General features: G+C 38.8%; 23 protein-coding genes. 2 read left to right on the top strand and 21 right to left on the bottom strand.

Annotated elements, in window-relative coordinates:
- Positions 1-632: 632 nt before the first annotated feature.
- Positions 633-1,805, bottom strand: a complete 1,173-nt coding sequence (gene iadA, locus KW850_RS28165; RefSeq protein ID WP_218351032.1) for a beta-aspartyl-peptidase — start codon at positions 1,803-1,805, stop codon at positions 633-635.
- 36 nt (positions 1,806-1,841) lie between these two features.
- A complete protein-coding gene (locus KW850_RS28160; RefSeq protein WP_218351031.1) occupies positions 1,842-3,254 on the bottom strand; it encodes a YfcC family protein in 1,413 nt (470 codons plus the stop codon).
- Between the two features lie 273 nt (positions 3,255-3,527).
- Between KW850_RS28160 and KW850_RS28155 the strand changes: the two genes are divergently transcribed.
- The gene (locus KW850_RS28155) at positions 3,528-5,573 is read left to right on the top strand and encodes a sigma-54 interaction domain-containing protein (RefSeq protein ID WP_218351030.1); all 2,046 of its coding nucleotides are present in this window, start codon (positions 3,528-3,530) and stop codon (positions 5,571-5,573) included.
- 607 nt (positions 5,574-6,180) lie between these two features.
- Here the strand turns inward: KW850_RS28155 and KW850_RS28150 are convergent.
- The 11 genes from KW850_RS28150 to KW850_RS28100 all read right to left on the bottom strand — a co-directional run bounded on the left by KW850_RS28150 (position 6,181) and on the right by KW850_RS28100 (position 19,196).
- Positions 6,181-6,783 carry a HutD/Ves family protein gene (locus KW850_RS28150; RefSeq protein WP_218351029.1) on the bottom strand — a complete coding sequence of 201 codons (603 nt, stop codon included), beginning with the start codon at positions 6,781-6,783 and terminating at the stop codon, positions 6,181-6,183.
- 193 nt (positions 6,784-6,976) lie between these two features.
- On the bottom strand, positions 6,977-8,275 hold the full coding sequence (gene hutI, locus KW850_RS28145) for an imidazolonepropionase (RefSeq protein WP_218351028.1): 1,299 nt from the start codon (positions 8,273-8,275) through the stop codon (positions 6,977-6,979).
- 26 nt (positions 8,276-8,301) lie between these two features.
- Entirely contained in the window at positions 8,302-9,975 is a 1,674-nt protein-coding gene (gene hutU / locus KW850_RS28140; protein ID WP_218351027.1) for a urocanate hydratase, read from the bottom strand.
- A 222-nt stretch (positions 9,976-10,197) separates the two neighbouring features.
- On the bottom strand, positions 10,198-10,338 hold the full coding sequence (locus KW850_RS28135; protein ID WP_218351026.1) for a hypothetical protein: 141 nt from the start codon (positions 10,336-10,338) through the stop codon (positions 10,198-10,200).
- A 163-nt stretch (positions 10,339-10,501) separates the two neighbouring features.
- The gene (locus KW850_RS28130; RefSeq protein WP_218351025.1) at positions 10,502-11,800 is read right to left on the bottom strand and encodes a Glu/Leu/Phe/Val family dehydrogenase; all 1,299 of its coding nucleotides are present in this window, start codon (positions 11,798-11,800) and stop codon (positions 10,502-10,504) included.
- Positions 11,801-11,873: 73 nt separating this feature from the next.
- A complete protein-coding gene (locus tag KW850_RS28125; protein WP_026568610.1) occupies positions 11,874-12,056 on the bottom strand; it encodes a YolD-like family protein in 183 nt (60 codons plus the stop codon).
- 234 nt (positions 12,057-12,290) lie between these two features.
- Entirely contained in the window at positions 12,291-13,823 is a 1,533-nt protein-coding gene (hutH, locus tag KW850_RS28120; RefSeq protein ID WP_218351024.1) for a histidine ammonia-lyase, read from the bottom strand.
- A 113-nt stretch (positions 13,824-13,936) separates the two neighbouring features.
- On the bottom strand, positions 13,937-14,386 hold the full coding sequence (gene hutP, locus KW850_RS28115; protein ID WP_218351023.1) for a histidine utilization transcription antiterminator HutP: 450 nt from the start codon (positions 14,384-14,386) through the stop codon (positions 13,937-13,939).
- 435 nt (positions 14,387-14,821) lie between these two features.
- On the bottom strand, positions 14,822-16,303 hold the full coding sequence (locus tag KW850_RS28110) for an amino acid permease (protein WP_218351022.1): 1,482 nt from the start codon (positions 16,301-16,303) through the stop codon (positions 14,822-14,824).
- Positions 16,304-16,393: 90 nt separating this feature from the next.
- Positions 16,394-17,914: a histidine ammonia-lyase gene (gene hutH / locus KW850_RS28105; RefSeq protein ID WP_218351021.1), complete on the bottom strand. Its 1,521-nt coding sequence runs from the start codon at positions 17,912-17,914 to the stop codon at positions 16,394-16,396.
- Positions 17,915-18,629: 715 nt separating this feature from the next.
- Positions 18,630-19,196 carry an MOSC domain-containing protein gene (locus KW850_RS28100; protein WP_218351020.1) on the bottom strand — a complete coding sequence of 189 codons (567 nt, stop codon included), beginning with the start codon at positions 19,194-19,196 and terminating at the stop codon, positions 18,630-18,632.
- 160 nt (positions 19,197-19,356) lie between these two features.
- Between KW850_RS28100 and KW850_RS28095 the strand changes: the two genes are divergently transcribed.
- Complete coding sequence (locus KW850_RS28095) at positions 19,357-19,980, top strand: histidine phosphatase family protein (RefSeq protein ID WP_218351019.1); 624 nt, start codon at positions 19,357-19,359, stop codon at positions 19,978-19,980.
- 114 nt (positions 19,981-20,094) lie between these two features.
- On the opposite strand, the gene KW850_RS28090 is transcribed toward KW850_RS28095, so the two are convergent.
- The 8 genes from KW850_RS28090 to KW850_RS28055 all read right to left on the bottom strand — a co-directional run bounded on the left by KW850_RS28090 (position 20,095) and on the right by KW850_RS28055 (position 26,218).
- The gene (locus KW850_RS28090; RefSeq protein ID WP_218351018.1) at positions 20,095-20,646 is read right to left on the bottom strand and encodes a DJ-1/PfpI family protein; all 552 of its coding nucleotides are present in this window, start codon (positions 20,644-20,646) and stop codon (positions 20,095-20,097) included.
- A gap of 312 nt (positions 20,647-20,958) precedes the next feature.
- The gene (locus KW850_RS28085) at positions 20,959-22,143 is read right to left on the bottom strand and encodes a sulfite reductase subunit alpha (RefSeq protein ID WP_218351017.1); all 1,185 of its coding nucleotides are present in this window, start codon (positions 22,141-22,143) and stop codon (positions 20,959-20,961) included.
- Positions 22,144-22,356: 213 nt separating this feature from the next.
- Positions 22,357-22,797: a YaiI/YqxD family protein gene (locus KW850_RS28080; RefSeq protein WP_218351016.1), complete on the bottom strand. Its 441-nt coding sequence runs from the start codon at positions 22,795-22,797 to the stop codon at positions 22,357-22,359.
- 180 nt (positions 22,798-22,977) lie between these two features.
- Entirely contained in the window at positions 22,978-23,109 is a 132-nt protein-coding gene (locus tag KW850_RS33590) for a branched-chain amino acid transport system II carrier protein (protein ID WP_308128866.1), read from the bottom strand.
- Between the two features lie 79 nt (positions 23,110-23,188).
- The gene (locus tag KW850_RS28070) at positions 23,189-23,776 is read right to left on the bottom strand and encodes a cysteine dioxygenase family protein (protein WP_218351015.1); all 588 of its coding nucleotides are present in this window, start codon (positions 23,774-23,776) and stop codon (positions 23,189-23,191) included.
- Positions 23,777-24,046: 270 nt separating this feature from the next.
- Entirely contained in the window at positions 24,047-25,345 is a 1,299-nt protein-coding gene (locus KW850_RS28065) for an aminotransferase class I/II-fold pyridoxal phosphate-dependent enzyme (RefSeq protein ID WP_308128865.1), read from the bottom strand.
- Between the two features lie 40 nt (positions 25,346-25,385).
- Positions 25,386-25,562: an aspartyl-phosphate phosphatase Spo0E family protein gene (locus KW850_RS28060; protein ID WP_144554485.1), complete on the bottom strand. Its 177-nt coding sequence runs from the start codon at positions 25,560-25,562 to the stop codon at positions 25,386-25,388.
- A 320-nt stretch (positions 25,563-25,882) separates the two neighbouring features.
- Positions 25,883-26,218: a thioredoxin family protein gene (locus tag KW850_RS28055; RefSeq protein ID WP_218351013.1), complete on the bottom strand. Its 336-nt coding sequence runs from the start codon at positions 26,216-26,218 to the stop codon at positions 25,883-25,885.
- Between the last annotated feature and the right edge of the window lie 42 nt (positions 26,219-26,260).

Below are 26,260 nucleotides of genomic sequence, written 5' to 3'. Positions count from 1 at the left end.
TTTACTAACTTTGTGGTTTTACTAAATGCATATTTTTTTACTCGCCATAAAGAATCCATATTTCTTTATTCTGAATCTGTTCATATAGAGACGATATAACTGTATCGCGGTGGTCAGGAGGGAGTTTCCTTGTTTTACGTCTTTCTTTCATCATATCGTGGTAAAGTTTATAAAGTTCCGTCGTGATCCAGTCTTTTTGACTCTCCTTCAATTGTGAAAAACGTTTGTTTGAAGAAGCTTTCCATTTACCTTTAAATGATTTTTCATCAAGAGCCGTCCTTTAAATCTTACTTGACTTATCCTTTAAAATCTTAAACACACTTGCTATTGTTTCACTTTATTTGAAGAAGAAAAAGCGTCTCCACTCATGCAGAAACGCGTACTTTTTTTAAGTAACTTGTATCGTATTATAATATTCAAATATGGACTTCGGGAAATATTCCATTGCTATCATATTTAAATACCATAATACGCATTAATAGGACGCTTTCTCCTAAAAGTCTTTTTTATTGGTATTCATCATGGATAAAACAGGCTCCTTCCTCTTTGAAGATATATGATGAACTTTGAATCCCACTAGAAATTCAAGAGGCTAGTTTTTAGTATCATTATCTTTGCACCGGAACCTTCCTTTATTCAAATGTTCCCTTCATTATTGGAACTTTGTTTTCTACCATAAGCTTACCTTTTGCAATGACACTGTGAATGTCCAACGTTTCTTTTTCCAACAATACTATATCAGCATCCTTCCCGGTTTGGATGCCGCCTTTACTTGAAAGCTTTAGCACATGTGCAGGATTCGTGGTGATGACCTCCAATGCCGTTTCCAGCGGGATGTCTTCCTCTAAAACAGAATCGCGCACTTCGTGATATAGAGATGATACTTTTCCGACTTGAAGGCCTACACACTCCCCATTGCTGTTAAAGCAGGGAAGGCTGGCCTGCCCGTCTGAAGAGAAGGTGATGTGTCCAATTGGAACCCCTTCTTTAAGCATCATACTTAATGCCTTGCTGCACTTCACTTCGCCTTCTTCCAAAAACTGAGGAATGGTACTTGTGGTAAAGTCTACGTATCCTCCTCGTTTCGCATAATCAATACCTGCCCTGAATAATTCTTCATTTCGGTTGATATGTGTAGGATGGAGCTGCCGAATCGGAATGTTGGTTTTTTCTGCAATTTCATGCAGTAATGAAAGCTTTTCATCTCCGTCCCCTACATGAACTTCTAATATGCCAGCTTTTCCTGACAGGATACCGCCATTGCGTGCCGCAGCAGCGACTTTAGCCAGTTCCTCAAATGTGGGTTCTGATGATCTATGGTCGGAGATTGCAATCTCTCCAACACCGATAATTTTGTCGATTAAAATAATATCGTCTTCGATTTTTCCCGTCAGTGTTTTTACTGGCACTTGATAGGAGCCTGTATGAATGAAGCAGGAAACACCCTCTTCTTCAAGCGCCCTCGCCTTGGCAAGCAGACTTTCCATTTTACGAGTTGTCCCGTCCGTACCAAGCAAGCCGACTAGTGTTGTAATACCTGCAGTTGTAATATCAGTGAGCATCAGCTCGGGAGTGCGGGTTTTGAATCCTCCCTCGCCGCCTCCACCAATAATATGGACATGTGAATCTATAAATCCCGGAACAACCAAAAGATTTGCCGCATCAATGATTTGAATAGGAGCAAAGTGGTCAGGAATCGCGATTCTGTCGTCTATGAATGCGATTTTATCGTCTGCAATTAATATGTCTTTCCGTCCTAGGTAATTGGGTGCGTATACTTCGCCATTTTTGATTAAGGTAAGCAATTCGTTTTTCCTCCTGTCAATACTTTTTGTCATCTATTAGAATGGACCATATCCGATGAAGTGAGCTGTGATAACAGCTATTAATCCGATGAGATATTGAATGAGCACCAGCGGCAGAATCCACTTCGCCCACTTTGTCCAAGGAATGCCTGCAATGGCCAAGCTCGCCATTAAGGTGGTAGCGGTCGGGAAAATCATATTTCCGATTCCGTCTGCAAAAGAGAAAGACAACACTGCAGTTTGGCGTGTAATATCTAATAAGTCTGCGAGCGGAACCATAATCGGCATTGTTAGCATTGCATGACCGGTACCGGACGCTAGAACAAAATGGATAAGAGCTTGGAAGTTGTACATGCCGGCAACGCTTAAATAAGCCGGAATATGCTTGATAGATTCAGATACTAGATGCAGGAGAGGGTCAACGATATGTCCCTCATTCAATATAACAAGAATGGCGCGTGATACGCCGATTATCAAAGCTCCGCTAATCAAGGAAGCAGAGCCTTTGGTAAAGGAATTGACAATATGATCTGCTGACAGTTTTCCGATGATTCCAATTACGATTGTTAATATAACGAATAAGGCTGCAATTTCTGTAATGTACCATTGGAACTTGATGACACCAAACGCCAAGACGATGTAGTTAATTAAAAAAGCACCCAGGATAAGCTTATGTCTAGTTGTTAACTTCGCACTTGATTGCAGTAGATGGCTTGCTTCTTCTTTTGTATATTTTCCGTAGATGCCTATAGAAGGATTGTTCTTTACCTTCATTGCGTGACGATAGACAAATAAAACAGAAACAAGATAGACGATAACAAATAAAACAAGGCGGTACCCCATCCCTGAGAACAACGGTAATTCTGCGACCCCTTGGGCGATTCCTACTGTGAAGGGATTCATTATGGCAGTCGTAAACCCTGACAATGCTCCTACTATGACGATGGCAGTTCCTGTAATTGTATCAAATCCCAGTGCCAACGCTAGCGGAATAACAAGAGGAACATAGGCCAGCGTTTCTTCCGCCATCCCCATTAAGGAACCACCTGCGGCGAAAACCAGCATCACGACAGGAATTAAAAGCTTTTCACGCGTCGACAACTTTCGAGCCATTGTGGCGATCAGCCCGTCAACCGTACCGGTTGCTCTTAAAACACCGAAAAATCCTCCAATAATTAATAAGAAAAAGATAATATTGCCGGCATCTACCATTCCTGTATGAACAGCTTTTATCATATCGAACAATCCGACCGGTGCCGATTTTATCCATTTAAAAGAATTGGGGTCTACAGTTGTCCGTCCATCCGCTTCAATTCGTGTATATTCTCCTGCCGGCAAAATATAAGTTAATAGAGTTGATATTGCTAGAATGGCGAATAGCAATACAAAAATATTGATTTTTCTCTCTTTTTTTCCAAGCGAAACAACCTTTTCTTGTAGATGGCTCATGTATGTCTCTCCTTTGTATTTAATATAAATGGATAAAACTAAAACGCTTACAAAATAAATACCTCATATAGACTATCTTCTTTTTTCTCGTATTCTGCTGTTTCCCTCCTTTTCTAATCCTCGAGGCATTCATTGATTTAAAAATGCAAGAACTGTGCCAAAATGGGTTTATTGATGTATAAGTAAATTTTTATGGTTAGATTAGATTTTTGGTTTTTATCGGTCTTTTTTGGTGATATAATAGAACCAATTTAAAGGCGAGTAGGTGTTTTTATGTCAAAATCCTCACTTACACTTATAGCGGGAAGTGCAAAAACAAGGCAAGCCTTGCAGGAACAAATGGAACAATTACTTGGAGACTATATTCATATTAGAAGCCATGCTGTGGATGATGGATTACCGCAGTATCTGGAAGATACAATTATCTTGTATTCATCAGATATTGCTTATAACAGAACAAACAGTATTTCTAAAGTGAATGCCAAGAAAATAATTGTAGGAAAGAGAACAGTTCATCATGACCATATTGACAAACTTTTAAGAATACCAGAAGGTTCAGCAGTTCTGCTGGTGAATGATGATGATGATACAACTACCATGCTTATTGAATCCTTATATCAACTTGGTATCAATCATGTTCAATTTATCCCTTTTCGGAAAGGTAACTTGTTTTATGAGAATGTTGAAATTGCCGTTTCACCAGGAGAAACACATCTTTGTCCCTCTTATATAAAAGAAGTAATTGACATAGGTGTGCGTCTTTTTGATATGACAACAATTCTGGAGGTTGTAGAATGCTGCGGTTTGAACAAGGATATATCCTCGAAGATTTCAGAAAGATATATTAGCAATATTATTGAATTACAACGCAAACTGCTATATGCAGAGCGTGATGCGAGGCAAATGAGCGAACACATCCAAAATGTGGTAGGAACTATCGATGATGGAATATTGGTCGTCAACCAGGAAGGTCGGATTACAGTATTCAATCATCGGCTTGCTGCATTGTTTCATGTTGTAGCGCAAAATACAGTTAATAAGGATATAGAACATGTGATAAATTGCCGGGATATCACCGATTTCATCATGAACGGTAAGGATGAAAGCAAGTTCTTTGACATAGATGGCGTAGGTGTCGTAATTTTTCGAGTGCAAATGACGAAAGAAAATACAATTATCGCAACTTTCAAGAGTGTGCATCAAGCTTTTGAAATTGAAAAGACAGCGCAAAGAGAAATGCGTAATAAAGGATTTCATACAAAATACGGATTTGATGATATTATCGGCGAGCATGATGTAATGAAAGATCGGAAGAGGATCGCCAAGAAACTTGCCTTGTCGGAGCATCCGATTTTAATTCAGGGAAAGACAGGAACAGGTAAAGAACTGTTTGCGCATGCGATTCATGAGCATTCATTGCGGAAAAACGGGCCGTTTCTGGCTGTAAACTGCAGCGCATTAACAGAAAGCCTGCTTGAAAGCGAATTGTTCGGCTACGAAGAAGGGACATTTACAGGAGCACAAAGGGGAGGCAAGAAAGGTTTGTTTGAATTGGCGGACAACGGGACTATCTTTTTAGATGAAATTGGTGACATAAGTCTTACAGTTCAATCACATTTGCTGCGCGTTCTACAGGAGGGGGAAATTCGCAGAATCGGTGGTGGAAGAATTATACCTATTAATGTTCGAGTGATTACCGCAACGAATAAAGATCTTCAAGGAAAGATACGGGACAGTTCATTCAGATCAGACTTATTTTACCGGCTGAATGTACTTAATCTCCGCATTCCACCACTCATTGAGAGAAGAACGGATATTCCACTTTTGATTAAACATTTCATCACAAAGAGCGGGAAGTGGGTAAAGACTGAACAAGACGTTCTGGAGTATTTCATGCAATATGAATGGCCTGGAAATATACGAGAACTAAAAAGCACACTTGATTACATGTTGACGGTTTGTGAAGGAAATGTCGTGACGAAAAGAGATCTTCCATCCTTGTTGGGACAAGCGAAAGACGGCGTAATGTCCGAATATTCTACATGTGAAAGTATGCTGGAAATGAAGGAGCGTGCTTTCATCTTAGAAGTAATCAAGCAATGCAATGAAAAGGGAAAAGTGGCAAGCAGAGAGTTGATTTCAAGCCAAAGCAAAGAAACAGACTTTGTCTTGTCCCCTCAGCAGATTCGCCTCCGCTTGGATATTTTAGAAAGCGAAGGATTTGTCGTCAAAGGCAGAGGACGGGGCGGCACGAAGATAACCGTTGCCGGAATAGAGTATTTATATTTTCTTAAGTCAAAGCATGCAGTGTATTCCTAAAGCAATCATTCCTGCATTTTGCTTTTGAATGAAAATGATATAATTAGCCACTACTAATAGGGGTAGTTCGCACATTTGAACGTTTTTGTACGTTAAAGAAAACTTAAAACTTAATATAGGGTTCCCGCCATCGCGATCAAGCTAAGTTTAATTGAGGATAATTATTTAGCAAAGTTTAGGAGACGAAACGGAAATTATCCAATATTAAAAGCCCAATTTCTCAGTGTTATAAACGAGAAATTGAGCTTTTTTCACTTCACAATCGCTCCCTTTAGTGCATTATTCCTTGTTCAACAATCTGGCCCTTCACATTAAGAAAGACGCTATCCTTATTCTAGATTAGCGCCCTGATTATGTATCCAATTGAGTCAAGAAGTTCAACGTGTGTCCCAAATAGGGACTCAGCAACAACCCTGGAATCCCCAAGTAGTAGGAGTACAGCAACTATTTATACAACCTATATCTTCTTATTCACCAGTGAATTCACAACATTAATAAAGCCAAATAAAAATTAATAAGAATATTCAGATAACAGTACTTATGGTGCTTACATAATAATGACACATTTTACAGAGATGTACCGTCCTAAGAATTAGACTTCCTGGTATTAATTAACAATACTTGTTCTAATAATAGAAACCTCTTTTTTAATTTTATTACAAAACTTAATACTCATTTCTTCAGATAAATTCTCCCTCATAATAATCAATGTATCACCTTTTTCGAAAAATAAAGGCTCTTCTTTATCTATTTCAACTTTTACCATTCCTTCAACACAATAAAAAACCTCGGTTGTTCCTTTCGCATCCACCATTAAATCCTGAATATCCTTATTAAACTGAATGCAGGTAAGCCCTCCATCGCACCCCTCTGATAACATTAAATTAAAATCCTTAACCATCCCTTTGCTTCTTGTTGTCCATCCACCATCAAAGCGATCTTGCTCAAAAGGCTTCAAAACCACCGAATGTTTTCCTTCATGCTTAAGATACATTTCACCATCAATTATCATTATTACTCTTTGGATTCCTGGTAGATGCGTAAATAGGGATTCTTCTACTTCGACATCAGCAGTACTAATGCGCCATTGGAAATTCCGTTTACTATAATCCGCATCTTCAGGATAAATGGCCAGTTGTGTTGTTTTTCCACCGGACCATAAATTCGTAGGTTGTTCATTTTTTTTTGCAAATTTTATTGAATAAGTCATATTTCCACTCCACATATCTACCAATTTAATTAAGTCGAAGGTACCTGGAACCTATCTTCTTTGTTCGCTTAGGATGGAATTGAATCTGCACTTGCCGAGTGTACCAAAGTTTTGTTTTCTGATACAAGAGATACAGCTGCATGATGATAGCCCCTGATTGCAAGCCTTGCTCGGCTTAAAATTGGCGGTAGGATTAATGGTTGGATAAAGAAAGCTCTTCATGTAACTGACTACCCTTGACAACCACAGCACCGTTTTTCACAACAGTATCCACATGATTGACACCATAAGAGTATTGGAGCTTCATATAATTTGGAACATTAAAGATGGTGATATCCCCTTTTTTGCCCACTTCCAAGCTGCCGATTTCTTTGCCGCGATTGATTGCATGCGCCGCATTAATCGTTGTTGCCGTAATAACCTCGGCGGGAGTCATCCCCATTTTCAAACAGCCAAGGCTCATAATAAACGGAAGTGACACTGTCGGCGAGGAACCCGGATTACAATCCGTTGACAAGGCCACAGGCACACCTAAATCAATCATTTTACGGCCATTGGCAGACTCAGCCATTAAAAAGTAAGCTGTTCCTGGAAGTAACACACCTACAACGCCTTTTTCCGCCATAGCTTTCATGCCTTTTTCTGATGCCTTTAATAAGTGATCGGCAGATACTGCTCCTACCTCAGCTGCTAATTCTGCACCTTCATATGGTTCAATTTCATCTGCGTGAATTTTTGCAAGTAAACCATGACGCTTACCTGCTTCAAGAATTCTCCGAGATTGTTCAGGAGTAAATACGCCATACTCACAAAAAACATCATTGAATTCCGCAAGCCCAAGTTCAGCTACCTTTGGAATCATTTCATTAATTAATAAATCAACAAATTCTTCCGGATTTTCCTTATATTCTTTTGGTACCGCATGCGCGCCCATAAATGTTGGAACAAGATCAATTACATGTTTTTCATTCAATTCTTTTGCCACTTCAAGCTGCTTTAATTCTGTTTCCCATTCCATCCCGTATCCGCTTTTTGCTTCTACTGTTGTAACGCCGTGACGCAAGAATTGATTTAAGCGCATATAGCTTTCTGCAAAAAGCTGTTCATGGCTGGCTGCCTGCGTTGCTCTTGTTGTAGCATGAATCCCGCCGCCAGCATTCATGATTTCCATATAAGTAGCACCTTGAAGACGCATATTAAACTCGTTTTCACGGCTTCCGGCAAACACAACATGTGTATGTGGATCAACAAGGCCTGGTGTCACTAGTTTGCCGGTTGCATCTACAACCTCTGCTTCTCCCAAACCCGCTGCATACTTTGCCGCTAATTCTGCATCCGTTCCAACCGCTTGAATCACTCCATCTTCAATCCAAACGCTGCCGTTCTCAATTATATTCAGCTCAGACATCGCACCCTTAACAAGGGGAGCTGTTGAGCTCCCCTGTAAAGTAACGAGCTGAGCAGCATTTCTAATAAAAAGTGCTTTACTCATTCGTTTCAAATCCTTTCAATCTGGTCTTAGTCTTGCTTTAGCATTGGCATTTTGATGCCTTTTTCTTTTGCAGTCTTAATTGCAATGTCATAACCTGCATCAGCATGACGAACTACACCCATACCAGGGTCAGTTGTTAATACGCGCTCTAAACGTGCTTCCGCTTCTTTCGTACCATCGGCAACGATTACCATACCAGAGTGTTGAGAATATCCCATACCTACTCCGCCACCATGGTGTAAGGAAATCCAGCTTGCGCCGCCTACTGCGTTGATCATAGCATTAAGAATTGGCCAGTCAGAAACTGCATCACTGCCGTCTTTCATGCTTTCTGTTTCACGGTTTGGAGAAGCAACAGATCCAGCGTCTAAGTGGTCACGGCCAATAACGATTGGCGCTGAAACTTCACCTGAAGCAACCATGTCATTAATGATTTTACCAAAGCGGGCTCTCTCACCATACCCAAGCCAGCAAATACGTGCAGGAAGACCTTGGAACGCAATTCTTTCTTGTGCCATACGAACCCATTTGCAAAGATGCTCATCATCTTTATAAACACGAAGTAATGCTTCATCAATTTTGCGGATATCTTCTGGATCGCCGGATAATGCTGCCCAGCGGAAAGGTCCTTTACCTTCACAGAATAATGGACGGATATAAGCAGGAACGAATCCAGGGAAATCAAATGCATTTTCAACGCCTTCGTCTTTTGCTACCTGACGGATATTGTTACCGTAGTCAAATGTAACAGCACCTTTTTGCTGCATGGTTAACATTGCTTTTACATGTGTTGCCATGCTTTGTTTAGAAAGCTTCACATATAATGTTGGATCTTCTTCTCTTAATTTCGCAGCTTCCTCTAATGAATAACCAACTGGAACATATCCGTTAAGTGGGTCATGTGCTGAAGTTTGGTCTGTTAACACATCAGGGTTGAAGCCTTTTTCAATCATTAATGGTAAAATTTCTGCCGCATTGCCAAGAAGTCCGATTGAAAGTGCTTTTCCTTCTTTTTTCGCTTCGAACGCTATTTTTAACGCTTCATCAAGATCTTTTGTTTTTACATCAAGGTATCTTGTTTCGATCCGACGGTCAATTCTCCACTCATCTACATCGATGGCAATACATACACCGTCATTCATGGTAACGGCAAGTGGCTGCGCGCCGCCCATTCCGCCAAGACCAGCTGTTAATGTGATGGTGTGTTTTAATGAACCGCCAAACTCTTGACGAGCAAGCTCAGCAAATGTTTCATACGTACCTTGAACAATACCTTGGCTGCCGATGTAGATCCAGCTTCCTGCTGTCATTTGACCGTACATCATCAAGCCTTTTTTATCAAGCTCGTGGAAGTGCTCCCAGTTTGCCCAAGCTGGTACGAGGTTTGAGTTAGCAAGCAATACGCGCGGTGCATCTTTGTGAGATTTCCAAACGACCACTGGCTTGCCTGATTGAACTAAAAGTGTTTCATCATCTTCTAGTTCTAAAAGCGTTTTCACAATTGCATCAAAAGATTCCCAGTTACGAGCTGCTTTTCCAATTCCGCCGTAGACAACAAGATCTTCTGGTCTTTCTGCTACTTCTTGGTCAAGGTTGTTATAAAGCATACGAAGTGCAGCCTCTTGTATCCAGCCTTTTGCATGTAGTTCCGTACCTATATAATTTTTAATGATTCTTTTTTCAGATGTTTTCGTTTCCATAACAGCAACTCCTTTTGTTTAACTATGGCTTAATTATAAAAATAAAATCTTTTGAAAAATACGAACGGAAAATTCGAAAACTTATAAATTATTTAAAAATTGCGGGTGTTTATATAAAAGTTTTTATCTAAAATAGCAATATTTTTAGATTTATTCATTATTTTTATAATCCCATAAATAAAGGTCGATTCATTGTAAAGATCTTAAACAGTGACTAATTCCCTACTTTTGATCAGTAATGTAAACAATCTCAGAAAGAATCCTATAGCCTTCCATGTTTCCGAAAGCAGCTCTTGCATCTTCTTCTGAGTCAAATTCATACATAGTAATATTTGAATTTGAATAGGAAGTGATGACCCACATAAAATCTCCTCCAATTAAGATTCTTATATATTGCTAGATAATTTTTAAATTTTATCAACAGTATGAATGGATTTACGCTTCGAAATATTCTGTACCATCCCCAACAAATCTTGAACTATATAGATTCCATGGGTATTCGGTTATTAAATAATAGATACTAGATTTAAACCCAGCCACGAAAATGGGATGCTTCTGCAATTTTTCTTATTCCAACCATATATGCTGCCAAGCGCATATCTACTTGGTATTGTTGGGCCGTGGAGAAAACCTTTTCAAAGGAATCGACAATTTTATCACGTAACTTTTGGGCTACTTCTTCTTCTGACCAATAAAAACCTTGGTTGTTTTGTACCCATTCAAAATATGAAACAGTTACACCGCCAGAGCTTGCAAGTACGTCCGGTACAAGTAATACGTTACGATTTGTTAATATGTGTGTGGCCTCAAGTGTTGTTGGTCCATTCGCGGCTTCAACAATAATTTTAGCCTTAATCTCATTTGCATTCTCGCGTGTAATTTGATTAGAAATCGCTGCAGGAACAAGAATTTCACATTCTTTTTTAAGTAACTCCTGATTCGTAATAACGTTTGTAAATAAATTTGTTACTGTACCAAAACTATCGCGCCGATCAAGTAAATAATCAATATCAAGCCCTTCCGGATCATAAAGCGCACCATATGCATCCGAAATACCCATCACTTTTGCTCCTGCATCTTTCATAAATTTTGCCAGATAACTTCCTGCATTCCCAAACCCTTGGATAATAACGCGTGCACCCTTTTTTGGAATCCCTCTTCGTTTTGCTGCCTCTTCGATGCAAATCGTCACTCCTGCAGCCGTTGCCGTTTCACGTCCTTGAGAACCTCCAAGCACAATCGGTTTTCCTGTAATAAATCCTGGTGAATCAAATTCTTGAATTCGGCTATACTCATCCATCATCCATGCCATAATTTGCGGATTTGTATAGACATCTGGTGCAGGAATATCTTTCGTTGGCCCGACAATTTGGCTAATAGCACGCACATATCCTCGACTTAAACGTTCTAATTCAAGAAACGACATGCTACGCGGGTCACATATAATTCCGCCTTTCCCACCACCGTATGGAAGATCAACAATACCGCATTTTAAACTCATCCACATGGACAATGCTTTTACTTCCTCTTCACTTACCTCCGGATGAAAACGTATTCCCCCTTTTGTAGGACCAACAGCGTCGTTATGTTGAGAACGGTATCCAATAAAAATTTTAGTGGAACCGTCATCCATTCGGACGGGGATACGTACCGTGAGGATTCTAAGCGGTTCTTTTAATAACTCATACATTTCCTCGCTATACCCTAATTTTCCAACTGCCTTTTTTATAATAGATTGAGTGGAACTTAATAAACCCAATGTATCACTTTGCGAGCCATCTTGTTTTTGAACTCGTTCACTTTTTATATCAACTGCCACTTTCATTCGATACACCTCTTATATAAGTTGTTTGAATTGATTGTACCAATGTATTATTTAATGCAAAAAAAGGTAATATTTAATGAATCTTTCTAATATCGGATAAACGAATGGAGAGATTTTTTTGCTGTCTGTCTTTTAATAAAAGCGCTTGTTTCTGTATATCAATTAGACATACACGGCCATTGCATGTTAGTAATGAACTATTCTCATAGTAAGTAATTGTAATATATTCTTTTTTTGTTAACTCTTTTAAAAACATCTGTTATACCCTCTCACCGAAGCATAAATAAAAATAATTTGTTCCTTAGGTCTTATAAGTTCTGTAATTTCCAGTAAGAAAATAGTCACCGGAGCAAACAATGCTCCGGAATGACATTAAAAATTTGAACAGGAGGAGAGCTTAGTAACCACTATAGCTATTCCCTCCATTTCCGAAATAGGGATGATTTTGAGAGATGTTGGTCTGAAAACAACTCTATCAACTTGTTTACTGTTAAGAAATTTCCTCTTTATCTAACATGTACGTTTTTTCTACAAATGATTTCCAGTCGATTTGATATAACCAGCTTGCTGCCGCCTCAATATCTTTTGAGAACACACGATCTTGCGTAATGCTTGGGATAAGCTTTCTTGCTTTCGAATATAAAGCTTTTGTAAATGAAGCCATCTTATCCGTTCCACGGTATTCAACCGCCTGCATCGCACAAATCATCTCAATGGCCAGAACTCTTCTTGTATTTTGAATAATTTGATGTGCATGCCTTGAAGCGATTGTTCCCATGCTTACATGGTCTTCTTGATTTGCGGATGATGGGATTGAATCAACACTTGCTGGATGTGCCAACGTTTTGTTTTCTGAAACCAGAGAAGCTGCAACATATTGCATGATCATAGCCCCTGATTGCAAGCCTTGCTCAGGGCTTAAGAATGGCGGTAAATCATTTAACTGTGGATTGATTAATCGTTCAATCCGTCTTTCAGATATATTGGCCATTTCTGCAACAGCAATTTTCATAAAATCCATTGCAAAAGCGATTGGCTGACCATGAAAGTTACCACCGGAAATTACTTTTTCTCCATCATCAAAAATTAATGGATTATCCGTTGCTGCATTCATCTCAATCTCTAATTTTTCTTTTACATAATCAAGTGCCTGCCATGATGCCCCATGTACTTGCGGGATACAACGGAGTGAATAAGCATCCTGCACCCTCAATTCACCTTGCATCGTCGTCAATAAACTATCACTTAAGTAACCGCGGATTCGTGCTGCTACATCAATTTGCTGTTGATAACCTCTAGCGATATGAACTTCTTCTGCAAAGGCATCAATAATTCCAGTTAAACCTTCAATGGTCATAGAGGAAATTAACTCACTTTGGAATGCAAGTTGTTCTGCCTCTAGATAGCCTACAACTCCCATTGCTGTCATTGCTTGGGTTCCATTGATAAGGGCAAGGCCTTCTTTTGCTTCAAGTATTACAGGGAAAATCCCTTCTTGTTGAAAGGCTTCAAGTGAATCAATTCGATTTCCTTTATAAAATACTTCCCCTTCCCCGATAAGCACTAATGCTAAGTGGGAAAGCGGTGCCAAATCTCCACTCGCGCCAAGGGAACCTTGCTGCGGGATCACAGGAATAATATCTTTATTTACTAGGTCTAGTAACCTTTCGATAACAAGCGGCCTAATTCCGGAATAGCCTTTTAAAAGTGCGTTAGCGCGAAGAAGAACCATTGCTTTTGAGACAATCTCTGGGAAGGGCTCACCTACTCCGCAAGCATGGGAACGAATTAAATTAAGCTGAAGATCTTGAACATGTTCTTTATTTATAAGGACATCACTAAATTTTCCAAAACCAGTTGTAATCCCATAGACTACTTTTGATTCTGAAACAATTCTTTCAACTGCTTCCCGGCTCTTTCTGGCAGCCTCCAAACTGTTTTCTGAAGCGCTTACCTCCTGATTACCGTATAAAACGTCCTTCATTTGTTTTAATGTTAAACTTTGACCTGTTAATACAATCATTTCTTACACCCCTAATAAATTTTTTTTACAACCAAAAGGGGGCTGTATTGATAGACGTATCCCGTCGTCAATACAGCCCCCTGTTTAACTAATAACTATAGGCTTTTAATTATTTAAATGTGGTTAATACCCAAGCCAATCGCTTCATGTTCAAGCCCACGAACCGGTGCTCCAATTGTTCCATACACAGCAACAGCAATCCATTCGCCTTCTGCCTTGTTTTCAAACGGCTGGCCTCGAAGTATTGCAAACCGAAGCCCTGCTGTTCTCAGCATACCGCCAAGCTCTATTTGACCACGTGTCACTCCCTGAAGCGCTTCAATAATCGCATGATACAGCGCATGAATTTCTCGATAAAGATCAGGGTTGACTATTTCTTGCCTTTTCGCTGATGTCTCAATGGCTGCTACGATTTTTTGCAGCTCCATTGATCCGACCTTTCCTTTTCCATAACGCCAATTCATTAGCGCTAACTTACTTGCTAATGAGGCCTCTTCCTCTTCTTCTGCAAACGCGTACATGATTGCCTGTTGCCCGATTCTTCTGTCGAACTCCTTAGTCATGCCGTTACCTCTTTTTTAATTTTCTAAATCAACTAATAACTTGGTTCTATCTTAAACGTATTCATATAGTTGAGTCAATATAATTTTTCTCATATTTTATTTATATATTCTTCCAAAAAATAAGGTTTTTACGTTTTTTATAGTAATATCAAATACCAGCAAATAAAAAATCCATGAACCATTTATGCTACAGCCAAACCACCCTGTCGCATGCCCCATACATTTTATTTTAATTAACGTCACTTTCTTATGTTACGATTTACCGTAATTAATCCCCTAAAAAAATTGCCCTACCGGTCCAATAGAGCCTGTTACTTACTACTTTAAATTTAATGAAGGAACGAATCTCTATTACATGTAAAACAAAATCGACTTAAAATAGCAATAACACCTTGAAGTATCAAGGCGTTACTGCCAAAGATCAATAATATATACTTAATCTCTGCGGAAATCGGCCTCTTTTAATGGAACCATTTTTGTTTTGTTAACAATTTTATAGCCTAAATAACCCATTAGGAATAGAGGTAGTCCAATATAAGAAACCCAAATCCCATACCAGTCAACCTTAGAGCCGATAAATGCCCCATAATTTGTTCCAAGCATTGCGATTAAACATAATACTGTCGCTAAAATTGGACCTAATGGGAACCACTTTGCTTTATAGGGCAGGTCTTTGAAATCTTTTCCTTGTGCAACATAAGCTTTACGGAATCGATAATGTGTAACCGAAATACTTAACCAAGAGATATAACCAGCTAAACCAGCAGCATTTAATAACCAAGAATAAACAGTTCCATCACCAAAAAGGGAGGTAAGGAAGCACAGCATCCCAACAAGGGTTGACATGTATAATGCGTAAATCGGAACGCCACCTTTATTTACTTTTTTCAAAAATGACGGAGCTTTTCCTTCTTCCGCTAATACCCAAAGGACGCGCGAAGCGGCGTATAAAGTGGAATTTCCTGCTGACAGAACTGAAGTAAGGATTACTGCATTCATGGCAGCAGCCGCAAAGGCAAGACCTGCATTTTCAAATACTAAAGTAAACGGGCTCACTGCAATATTCTCTAAATCTGCGCTTAATAATTTTGGGTCGTTATAGCTAATTATACATCCAATAATAAAAATCGCTAAAACATAAAACAATAAAATTCTCCAGAAGATCTGTTTCACTGCCTTAGGTAAATTTTTCTCAGGATTTTCACTTTCACCGGCTGTAATTCCGACAAGCTCCGTGCCTTGAAAAGCAAATCCTACTACCATAAATACACTAAATATGGATAACAAGCCGCCTTTAAATGGTGCTTCCCCTTTTGTGAAATTTTCAAAACCGCCAGCATGACCTTTCATTATTCCAAAGATCATTAATAATCCAACAACAATAAATATTAAAATGGTTGCAACTTTAATCAATGAAAACCAAAATTCTGATTCACCGTAACCCTTAACGGATAAAACGTTTAGGCCAAAAATAAGTATAAGGAAACTTGCGCTCCAAATAATACCTGGGACATCGGGAAACCAATATTTCATGATCAATGCCGATGCTGATAATTCTAAAGCAAAAATAATCGCATTATTGTACCAATAGTTCCAACCAACAGCAAAACCCAGTGCAGGGTCGACAAACCTTGAGGTATACGTACTAAAAGAACCTGAAATCGGAATAAAAGATGCCATTTCTCCTAAGCTGCCCATGATAAAATATACCATTATTCCTGCAATTATATAGGCAGCTAAAGCTCCACCAGGACCAGCATCATGAATCGTGGTTCCGCTGGCTAAAAATAATCCTGTTCCAATTGTTCCTCCGATAGCAATCATAGAAAGATGCCGTGTTTTAAGCTTTCTTTCTAAATGTTCTCCATACTCGTGTTCGTGTACTGGTTCTTTGGATTTAAGTGCAGCATTTTGCATATAACACCTCTTATTATAGTTTTAAATTACTAGAAGATTAGCAGGAATCTTAAAGATGTCTTAAAATATGAATTTCATTCTCAGTTCTTCTTATTTGTTTACTTTGTCCGCTTGCTGAAGTAATTTTGACAGATTCATTGTTTTCAGACCTTCAGCAGATTTTTCAATATCTTTTGAGAATATACGGTCTTTTTTAATGGAAGGAACAATTTCTCTTCCTTTCTCATAAAGCCGTTTTGTTTGACCTGCCATTTTTTCAACTCCACGGTATTCAACCGCCTGCATCGCACAAATAAGCTCAATTGCAAGGACTCTTCTTGTATTCTGAATAATTTGATGAGCATGCCTTGAAGCAATCGTTCCCATGCTTACATGATCCTCTTGATTCGCCGAAGAAGGAATCGAATCTACACTTGCTGGATGTGCCAACGTTTTGTTTTCTGATACAAGAGATGCGGCAACATATTGCATGATCATAGCACCAGATTGTAGTCCCGGTTCAGGGCTTAAAAATGGCGGTAAATCATTTAACTGTGGATTGATTAACCGTTCAATTCGTCTTTCAGATATATTTGCCATTTCCGCAACAGCAATTTTCATAAAATCCATTGCAAAAGCAATTGGCTGTCCATGGAAGTTACCACCGGAAATGACTTTTTCACCATCATCAAAAATTAATGGATTATCCGTTGCTGCATTCATCTCAATTTCTAATTTTTCTTTTACATAATCGAGTGCTTGCCACGTGGCACCATGAACTTGCGGAATACAGCGGAGGGAATAAGCATCCTGTACTCTCAATTCTCCTTGTGTCGTCGTCAATAAACTATCGCTTAGGTAACCTCGGATTCGTGCTGCAGTATCAATTTGCTGTTGATAACCCCGTGCGATATGAACTTCTTCAGCAAAGGCATCAATAATCCCATTTAATCCTTCAATGGTCATAGAGGAAATTAACTCACTTTGGTATGCAAGTTGTTCTGCTTCTAGATAGCCGACAACTCCCATTGCAGTCATTGCTTGGGTTCCATTGATAAGAGCAAGTCCTTCTTTTGCCTCAAGTGTTACTGGAAAAATTCCTTCTTGCTGTAAGGCTTCAAGTGAATCCATTCGATTTCCTTTATAAAATACTTCTCCTTCCCCGATTAGCACTAACGCCAAGTGTGAAAGCGGTGCCAAATCTCCGCTTGCTCCAAGGGAACCTTGCTGTGGAATCACAGGGATAATATCCTTGTTTACTAAATCTAATAACCTTTCAATTACAAGCGGCCTAATTCCAGAATAGCCCTTTAAAAGTGCGTTAGCGCGAAGAAGGACCATTGCTTTTGCGACAACCTCTGGGAACGGCTCACCTACGCCGCAAGCATGTGAACGAATTAAATTAAGCTGAAGATCTTGAACATGATCTTTATTAATAAGGACGTCACTAAATTTTCCAAACCCTGTTGTAATCCCATAGACTACTTTTGATTCTGAAACTATTCTTTCTACTGCTTCCCGACTCTTTCTAGCAGACTCCATACTCATTTCTGAAGCGCTTACCTTCTGATTTCCGTATAAAATTTCCACCATTTGTTTTAATGTTAAACTTTGACCTGTTAATGTTATCATTAACGTCCCTCCTCTAGCACTTTAGTATAATAAAGAAAGAGGCTGGATTCCGATTCCTATTAGAATTGGAGTCCAGCCTCTTTTATAACCATTTTTGAATATTGAACTATTTTTTTTCGCAGCCTCATGAGTAATCATCCCTTTATTCATATTCTATAATCCTATTGCTATGATAATTATTCTATGTGACGTAACCTTATCTGTCAACTGATTTTTCAGAATTTTAACACAATAATACTTTAGCACAATAGCAAACGAAAGACTGTCACCCTAAATTAAATGTCGACTTCCATTTTCGTGAATCTCTTAATCTAGTAGCGAGTGGTAATCTTCTTTGATAAAAACATTACCCCTCATACAGACATACACATCCCTATTGATTGAGCCGGGTGTGGAAGTAAAGGAGATTCAGTAGCGGTTAATACAACAATGAATATTACACTCATATGACCGCCAATATGGAAGAAAAGGCCTCCATCCAGATGAAAGACCTTTTCTGATAAGATGATTATTGTGAAAAAAGCTAGCATTTAACTTTAATCCACTTAAAAACCTATATATATCAAGACTTTATGATGTATATCACACCATAAATCCCATTCATTTGGTTAAATAATAGGGAAAAATAATCTTAAACAAGTCGCATTTTATCGCAGTTTTTCCAAGGTTACTATAAAATGTTTTCTAATTGAATCCGTGCCTGTCATGCCCCGGATTATTGCATCGGATTTTTAAAATCATTAACCAGTACCTGAACTTCATCATTTTCGTGAATGATTCCTGGCCTTTCTACTGCACATACGATCCCCCGCCGCTTATAACCTGCACGTACAAAACGGAAGGATAACTTCTCATGATCTTCATAATGCTTTTGGATTTCATCACCAGGTAAAGTACAAGGCTGGTTTTCACCCATACATATTAATCCTGCTCCACTTGGAAAAAGGATACGTGAACCCATGGTGAGTTTTGTTATTTCCGGAAATCCCTTTACCAAGACATTAGCCCCTAACCACTCAGGCAGAATAGATTCAACACCTAATTCTTCTGCAATCTTGTCTAATTCTTCCACAGACACAATCGTTATTTGACGGCGGTTAAGAATCTCTGTTCCTCTTGGATACATCGGCTGCCTTGAATCAGCCTTACTGGTTATTCCAAAGTGGCGGTCCCCACGAATCCCCCCAAACTCAAGATTTGCTTCTGATATTCTTCTGGTTACAAATGTCTTTGGATCATCTGCAACTAATACTGCATTTATTTTTACCCATACTTTTTCCAAAAGAAAACTCCCCCTTCATATAGATATTTCCTAAAAATTATACCTCACTACTTTGGTTGGACTGGAAATGCTTGGTGTATTTAATTACAAACTACTCGAAAGGTGTGGTAAAATTCATTTTATCAATCCATTCATTCCAATACAAAGCAGGTGTTTGCGCGTGTCCTTTGAAAAAGAAGTGAAGCTTTATTTTGTTCGGCATGGGGAGACCCATTTTAATGTAGAGAAGCGATTACAGGGATTTTGTGATTCACCACTTACAGATAAAGGAATTGAACAGGCTAAATCTGTAGGAATCGGTTTATCTGATTTAGAATTTAAAGCAGTATACGCAAGTGAAAGCCAGAGAGTAATAGATACGGCTAGGTATGCCGTTGGCCATCGAAACATCCCCATCATTACTGATCCACGTCTAAAGGAAATGAATTTTGGTGTTTTGGAATCCCTATTACAAACGGAAATTCTATCTCAATATGGGAATATCCTAGAAACATTATTTAGTCTTAACGATTTAAATATGTCAGCACCAGAAGGGGAATCCTACTTACAGCTTTTTTCACGAACAAGCTCTGCTATCGATGAAATCATTCACAAGCATAAAAATGAGGGTGGAAATATTCTAGTATTTTCACATGGGGTAACAATAGGCAACTACTTAATGCAATTAGCAAAATTGAGCGGTTATCCACACCATGAAAATTGCAGTGTTTCTGTGGTCAAATATTTGAACGGTGAATTTTATGTAGACAGGATTGCTGATACTTCTTTTAGAGATAAATACTAACTATATGATATAGTTCAGGATAGCCAAGGGCAGCCCAATTCCTCAAGCTGCCCCATGAATCTGTATCCATTATGTCTTATTTCTAGATTATTAAGTGATAATAAAAGAATAGGCTTATTGTTTTAATAGATTAATAAACTCTTTCATGAACCCCGGAAGATCTGGCCATGCATGCCCCGAAACGAGATTACCTTGAACATGGAGATGATTTGTTATATAGGTTGCCCCAGCTGCTTCTACATCCGGCTTACAGGCGATATAGGCGGTCAATTCTCGACCTTCCAAGTATTGACGAACGGTTGTTAACACCTGACCTGCATGGCAAATAGCCCCCACAGGTTTATTTGCTTCAAAAAAATGCGCGACAATTCTTGGAACATGTTCATTTAAGCGAATGTATTCCGGAGCCCTTCCTCCTGGAATAATGAGCCCATCGAATGCGTCCGGATTTACATCTTCAAAAGCTAACTGTGCTTCAATTAAGTATCCTTTGCTTTCCGTATAAGTATCCCATCCAATAAAGTCATGGACTACCGTTTGCAGCTTCTTCTTTGATGGTGCTGCTATTTGTACCACGATGTCTTCTTCAAGGCAACGAAAATACGGATAATAAATTTCCAATGCCTCTACAGCATCTCCAGCTAGGATTAAAACTTTTTTTGACACTTTAAAACTCCCCCTTGTTAAAAAATTAGGCTTTTGCCTTTATTTATATATTCTTAATGCTTCTAATAATTCCCTTATACTCGAAAATAAATAGTACCATTAGCTTCATATCCAGCAAAGATCATCGCAATACCGCCTTTGTAGCTTATCTTTCAGTACAAATCACGTTGATAACGCTTCATCGCAGCCCATTGAACGGGCGATAAATAGCATCAGGTCGTCACATGAAGACGCCATGTGACCAAAAACTCCATTAAAAAACCCTTCGTACCAACCGGAACGAAGGGTTCTTGCAAATAATATAATTATCTTTTAATACACATCACGTTGATAACGCCCTTGCTTCTGCATATCTTTTAGACGGGCTTCTGCTTCATCACGGCTCATAGAACCTTCTTTTTCAATTACGTTAATAAGTGTTTCATGGACGTCTTTCGCCATATATTCCTTATCTCCGCACACGTAGAAATAAGCTCCGTTTTGCAGCCATTCGAACAGTTCTTTACTATGTTCTTGCATTTTATGCTGAACATAGACTTTTTGAGCTCCGTCGCGAGAGAAGGCAGTATCTAATTTGGAAAGTACCCCATCTTGCTGATATTGTTCCAATTCATCTTGATAAAGGAAATCAGAAGCTGCATGCTGGTCACCAAAAAACAGCCATGACCGGCCTGTTCCTTTATTCACTGTACGTTCCTGTATAAAAGAACGGAATGGTGCAATACCTGTCCCAGGTCCAACCATAATAATATCAATATCTTGAGACTCTGGCAGATGGAAATGTTTATTTGCTTGAACAAAGACTGGAAGCGTATCTCCTTCGTTTACACGTTCAGCACATAATACAGAGCAAACCCCTTTACGCTCGCGTCCATGAGCTGTGTAGCGCACAGCACCGATGGTTAAATGAACTTCTTCTGGATTAGCTGCAATACTGCTTGCAATCGAATAGAGGCGCGGCGTCATTTTTCTTAAGATAGAAACGAATTCCTGAGCGGTTGCTTTCCATGGACCGAAATCCAATAACATATCAAGCAAATCTCGTCCATAGCAATATTCTTTCACTTGGGCTGCATTTTCAACCAAGAGAAGTGTTTGCAACTCTTCGTTTTCTGTAAATGCAGCTGCCTGCTGTAAAATCTTTTTTGAAAGTAATGTTATTTCAAAATAATTGGTAAGCGCTTCCTTCAGCGGCAATGACTCACCTTGTTTATTGATCGTTACAAGCGTTTCTTCATCCCAGTGCATTTCCTCAAGTAGGGAATCCACCATCTCTGGATCATTTGAAGGGATAATGCCAAGTGCATCACCTGGCACATAAGAAAGGCCTGATCCTTCTAATGATAGCTCAATATGCCTTGTTTCTTTACTAGAGCCTGCACCATTTATATTAATATTTTTAAGAATTTTTGCTTGAAACGGATTTGTTCGTGAAAATGTTGTTTGAACCAGTTTGTCTTTTTGGTCAGTTTTAGTGTTATCCAAAGTATTTTGCATGGTTCTTAACCTCCAAATGTAATATATACATTTTAACATTGATTCTGGTAATCCGATGTGTATTTTTTCACAATTTTCTTCCCAATTTCGAGTGAATTTACCAATCAAAGTTAAAGTGCCTGCATTATGTATAGAAAAAAGACGTTTCCATCTTTACAGAATCAAATTTTACCAGAACAAAGGCAGGAAGGGTAAATTTTTGACTTGATAGACCTAACTAAGAATAGCTTGTTTAAAAAGCCTCCTAAATTGCTCCCGATCTTCTGCTGTAAAAGGCTTTGGTCCCTTTGTTCGTTTACCGCTTTTTCGAGCCATTGCACTTAAATAGCGTGTTTGTAATAATTGATCAATGTTTTCATTTGTATAGGTAAACCCTTTATGGTGCAGGACTATACATCCTTTTGCTAAACCTAGCGATGCAAGTCCATAATCTTGCGTAACAATAATATCCCCTGCTCCGGCTAACTTCATAATCCGATAATCGGCAGCATCCGCTCCAGAATCAACATAAATGATTTCCACTCCTGAAGGTTGTTCCGCATTAGAATAATGAGAAAAACTCGTAACAAGGATCACAGGAATTTCTGCGTTCCTTCCTTCTGAAATAATAATATCTTTTACCGGACAAGCATCAGCATCAACATAAATTTTCATCTTTATCTCTCCTGTAAAGAAGTTCGAATTAATTGTGATACTATTGGTAAATTACGTTTTTGTCAAACCATGGATGCAGAAGGACGTTGCTATGCAAAGTGCCTGACCCCCGGTATGTTTAGAAATTATGGAAAGGTTCTTCATGCCTAATCAAATAGAAAAATCCTAATTAACATTAATTTAGTTAATAGGATTTATTAATACGTATTTATGCTGCTTTCTTAATAGTTGTAATTGATCTTGTAAAAGACCTAAAATAATCAATTTAATTGCCATTGGATACACTAATCCTAGCACTGGGACAGATAAAATATAAATGGATTATAGAAGAACAATAGAGCTGTTATTTAAGAAAACAAATTATTATATTATCAAATACTTTATTATAAACTTAGATTGGCCCGGGGGTATACCCTACAAAGGAATCTTGGGCTGAAAAAATACCTTCTTGTTGTAAAGGTTGAAATACCCGAAACTTACGGAGTTGTTTTCCATAAACATGGATGGTTATCGCCGTTTGATCGCCCTCCGTTTCAAGGATGTGACAATCTGCTGGGGGAAGGAGTTTGCCAGTCATTTGCTGATTTACAATCAATGTATCAGTTTGCCTGAGTTTTACTAAACTTTCTGAAATCTCATCCACTCGAAGATAGTTCGTCACCTTGATCTGTCCAGCCACAACCCCTTCGGCTCCCCAAGTACCATCGTGATCATGGAGTGAAGTTTTCTGCCCCGGCTTCCAGACAAGTGCAATTATCTCAAAACGACCCTGCGGATCGCAGTATAGGGAATGGCGGGCATAACCTTCCGAGCTGGGCTTGCGCTTTTCGGGAGAGAGCCAGGATGTGGTACGAAGCAACTCACCGAGTAAACGCTCTGCCTCTGCCACTCGAACGGCATCACTCTCATTTCTCTCTATTACCCATGTCATATCTCGAATAAAGTCGATCAGTGTATATTCCGTCGTTTGATTTGTCATGATACATTGTCCTCCTATGAAGGATAATTTCTTTAATGTTTTGCTTTCATATAACTATTTGGCAAAAACATGCCACCGATAAAAAAACACAGGAATGCTTACTATATTCCGTTCTTCGACCTGATATTATTGAAAATTTTGGGATAAACCTTTTCCATAACCACTGTTGATACCTTTGTTAATTCTTTAATATGAGAAATCCTTATCTCAGGTTTGAAAAACAATTCCGATAATACCAAGGAAGAAAAAGGACCTATGTAAGTGTCTCTATTACACTATGGATTCTAATTCTTTACATGACCGATAGATAAGTTCAAAAAGCAGGTCCAGATCAGTTAATTCAACACAGGAAAATGCGATTCGAAGATCCGTCTTGGCTAGGGAGATCGTCCCCACTCCGTACTGCTTGAGCAAGTGGATCCGCAGCGTTTCTGCATCGGAATGCTTGATTCGAAGACACACGAAATACCCTGAGTTGAATGGATAGGGTTCGAATGCATCCGCATATTTCCCGTCTGCTAAGATCTCTTTGACTCGCTTCGCCCTGGCTTCCATTACCTTATTTCTCTCCCTGCGCTGCACTTCAAATTCGGGATTTAACAAGGCATCCAAAATGATTGTTTGGGAAAGGTGGGGACTGCATGAGATGGTACTTCGAATGGAACCCATCGTTTTTTTCTCCAGCGCTTCCAAAACCGAAGCATCTTGGATTCCAAATGTGAGAAACCCAACACGAAAACCCCAAGCATATTCTTCTTTGGTTGCCCCATCAATTTTAATGGGGAGGACACGCGGGTGTAACCCTACTAAACGAGCAAATATAGATTCTTTGATTGAATCTTCATAATATAATCCAAAATAAGCATCATCAATAACAGCAACAATGTTAATCCCAAGATCCGCTGCCTGCTTGATGGCATGAAGGATTTCCTCCACTTCTTTTTCCAAAGGAGTATAGCCTGTTGGATTATGCGGGAAATTAAGCACAAGGATAACTTTTCCATTCTTACAGGATAAAAGGGCCTCCAGCATACCTTTTCCATTAAATAGGTTTTCTTTGGTGAATAATGGATAGGTCACTGTTTGGCTGCCGCGGCGGACGTTGAATGTTATATGATAATTATCCCAATACTTATCTGGTAGTAAAATGGGATCACCTTTTTCCACAAACAGGTCGGATACGATACTCAAGCCATGGGTCAGCGCGTTCGTCACGATCGGAGTGCCAAATTCCTTTCCTTCAAGGGAAGGATTATCTTTAAGAAGCTTCTTTCTCCAAACCTCACGCAACTCTGGTTTTCCTGCCGTTGGTGCATATGGATACAGGTCTTTCGGATCGTATGAGGAGAGGTTCTTGTGGATGACATCTAAATACATTGGTTGTCCATCCTCTGAGGCCATCCCGATTGTTGCATTGAATCGGTCTGCTTTTCCCTTTGCCTCTCCTGCCTGGCTGACAATCCCTTTTGGAAAATACAATGATTTTCCCAACGATGACAACATCTCATATACTGGTTTATTGCGTTCTTCAATGACATGATTTAATTCTAAAGCCAATGGGTCTAGCACTTTATTCACCTTCCTTTTATACATCAATTGTTTGGTTAATTTAATTTGTTCTTCTCTTTAATCCTGGATATCTAATTTTCATTAATTTGTTAAGTAATAAATCTAAATCTTGACTATATTTAATGGTTCTTGTATCACACAGACCATACATGAATCCTGATTTCTCCATATTGACTTTTAGATAATTGTATTCCTTCACATATTTCATAAGTTCCATTTTTTATTCCTCCTTAATGTACATAATATAGCGGTGATTCTAGTCCTAAAGGCTGAATAGTGCCTATACAAAAAACAAGTCGATAAAATCGATAGTTTCGAATATATTGCCAATAAATATTGAGTGACTACTCAATATTTATTGGCTTCAGATTAATGAGGGTGATACAGATTGTTATAACCCTGATTATCATTAAATATAAATGTCAAAGTAGAGCGGCTCTAATTGAGTTTCAGTATTGTATTTGTTAGAAAGCAGTGCCGATATCTTTATGGATAGGCGCTACACCCATTTAAATACTAGTAAATGATTATCTATTCTCATTTTCTACTTTCTTCAAAGATTTGATTGAGAAACTGTTCAACCTCTTCCTGGCTTTTTCCGAGTTTACTAACAAAGCGATTAAGTTCCTTCCCTTCTTGAAAAGCAATAAAGCTTGGGATTCCGTACACATCTAGCTTTTCTAATAGTTCCGAAAAATGTTCTCGATTTACTGCGATCATATCAACTTTTTCTTTATATGCTTCTTCCAAAATCGGGATGAATAAATCGGTATGCTGACAGTCTGGGCAATATTCAGCATAAAATTTGGCCATAACTGGTTTTGTTGATAAAATCGCCTCATTAAACTCTTGTTCTGTTTTGATCTCTTTCATAATTAAAATCCTCCCTATATTTTGTTCTCAAATGTTATACTG

The sequence above is a fragment of the Bacillus sp. sid0103 genome, assembly GCF_019219025.1.
This window is presented reverse-complemented; position numbering and strand designations above follow the sequence as displayed.

Excerpts from the sequence above, each read along its gene's own strand:
- KW850_RS28110 (WP_218351022.1), bottom strand. The coding sequence starts at position 16,303 with ATGCAAAATGCTGCACTTAAATCCAAAGAACCAGTACACGAACACGAG.
- hutU (WP_218351027.1), bottom strand. The coding sequence starts at position 9,975 with ATGGAAACGAAAACATCTGAAAAAAGAATCATTAAAAATTATATAGGT.
- KW850_RS28085 (WP_218351017.1), bottom strand. The coding sequence starts at position 22,143 with ATGCAAAATACTTTGGATAACACTAAAACTGACCAAAAAGACAAACTG.
- KW850_RS28155 (WP_218351030.1), top strand. The coding sequence starts at position 3,528 with ATGTCAAAATCCTCACTTACACTTATAGCGGGAAGTGCAAAAACAAGG.
- hutP (WP_218351023.1), bottom strand. The coding sequence starts at position 14,386 with ATGACTAAGGAGTTCGACAGAAGAATCGGGCAACAGGCAATCATGTAC.
- hutH (WP_218351021.1), bottom strand. The coding sequence starts at position 17,914 with ATGATAACATTAACAGGTCAAAGTTTAACATTAAAACAAATGGTGGAA.
- KW850_RS28135 (WP_218351026.1), bottom strand. The coding sequence starts at position 10,338 with ATGTGGGTCATCACTTCCTATTCAAATTCAAATATTACTATGTATGAA.
- hutH (WP_218351024.1), bottom strand. The coding sequence starts at position 13,823 with ATGATTGTATTAACAGGTCAAAGTTTAACATTAAAACAAATGAAGGAC.
- KW850_RS28055 (WP_218351013.1), bottom strand. The coding sequence starts at position 26,218 with ATGAAAGAGATCAAAACAGAACAAGAGTTTAATGAGGCGATTTTATCA.
- KW850_RS28150 (WP_218351029.1), bottom strand. The coding sequence starts at position 6,783 with ATGACTTATTCAATAAAATTTGCAAAAAAAAATGAACAACCTACGAAT.
- KW850_RS28060 (WP_144554485.1), bottom strand. The coding sequence starts at position 25,562 with ATGGAACTTATGAAATATGTGAAGGAATACAATTATCTAAAAGTCAAT.
- KW850_RS28125 (WP_026568610.1), bottom strand. The coding sequence starts at position 12,056 with ATGTTTTTAAAAGAGTTAACAAAAAAAGAATATATTACAATTACTTAC.
- KW850_RS28070 (WP_218351015.1), bottom strand. The coding sequence starts at position 23,776 with ATGACAAATCAAACGACGGAATATACACTGATCGACTTTATTCGAGAT.
- KW850_RS28080 (WP_218351016.1), bottom strand. The coding sequence starts at position 22,797 with ATGAAAATTTATGTTGATGCTGATGCTTGTCCGGTAAAAGATATTATT.
- hutI (WP_218351028.1), bottom strand. The coding sequence starts at position 8,275 with ATGAGTAAAGCACTTTTTATTAGAAATGCTGCTCAGCTCGTTACTTTA.
- KW850_RS28130 (WP_218351025.1), bottom strand. The coding sequence starts at position 11,800 with ATGAAAGTGGCAGTTGATATAAAAAGTGAACGAGTTCAAAAACAAGAT.
- KW850_RS28160 (WP_218351031.1), bottom strand. The coding sequence starts at position 3,254 with ATGAGCCATCTACAAGAAAAGGTTGTTTCGCTTGGAAAAAAAGAGAGA.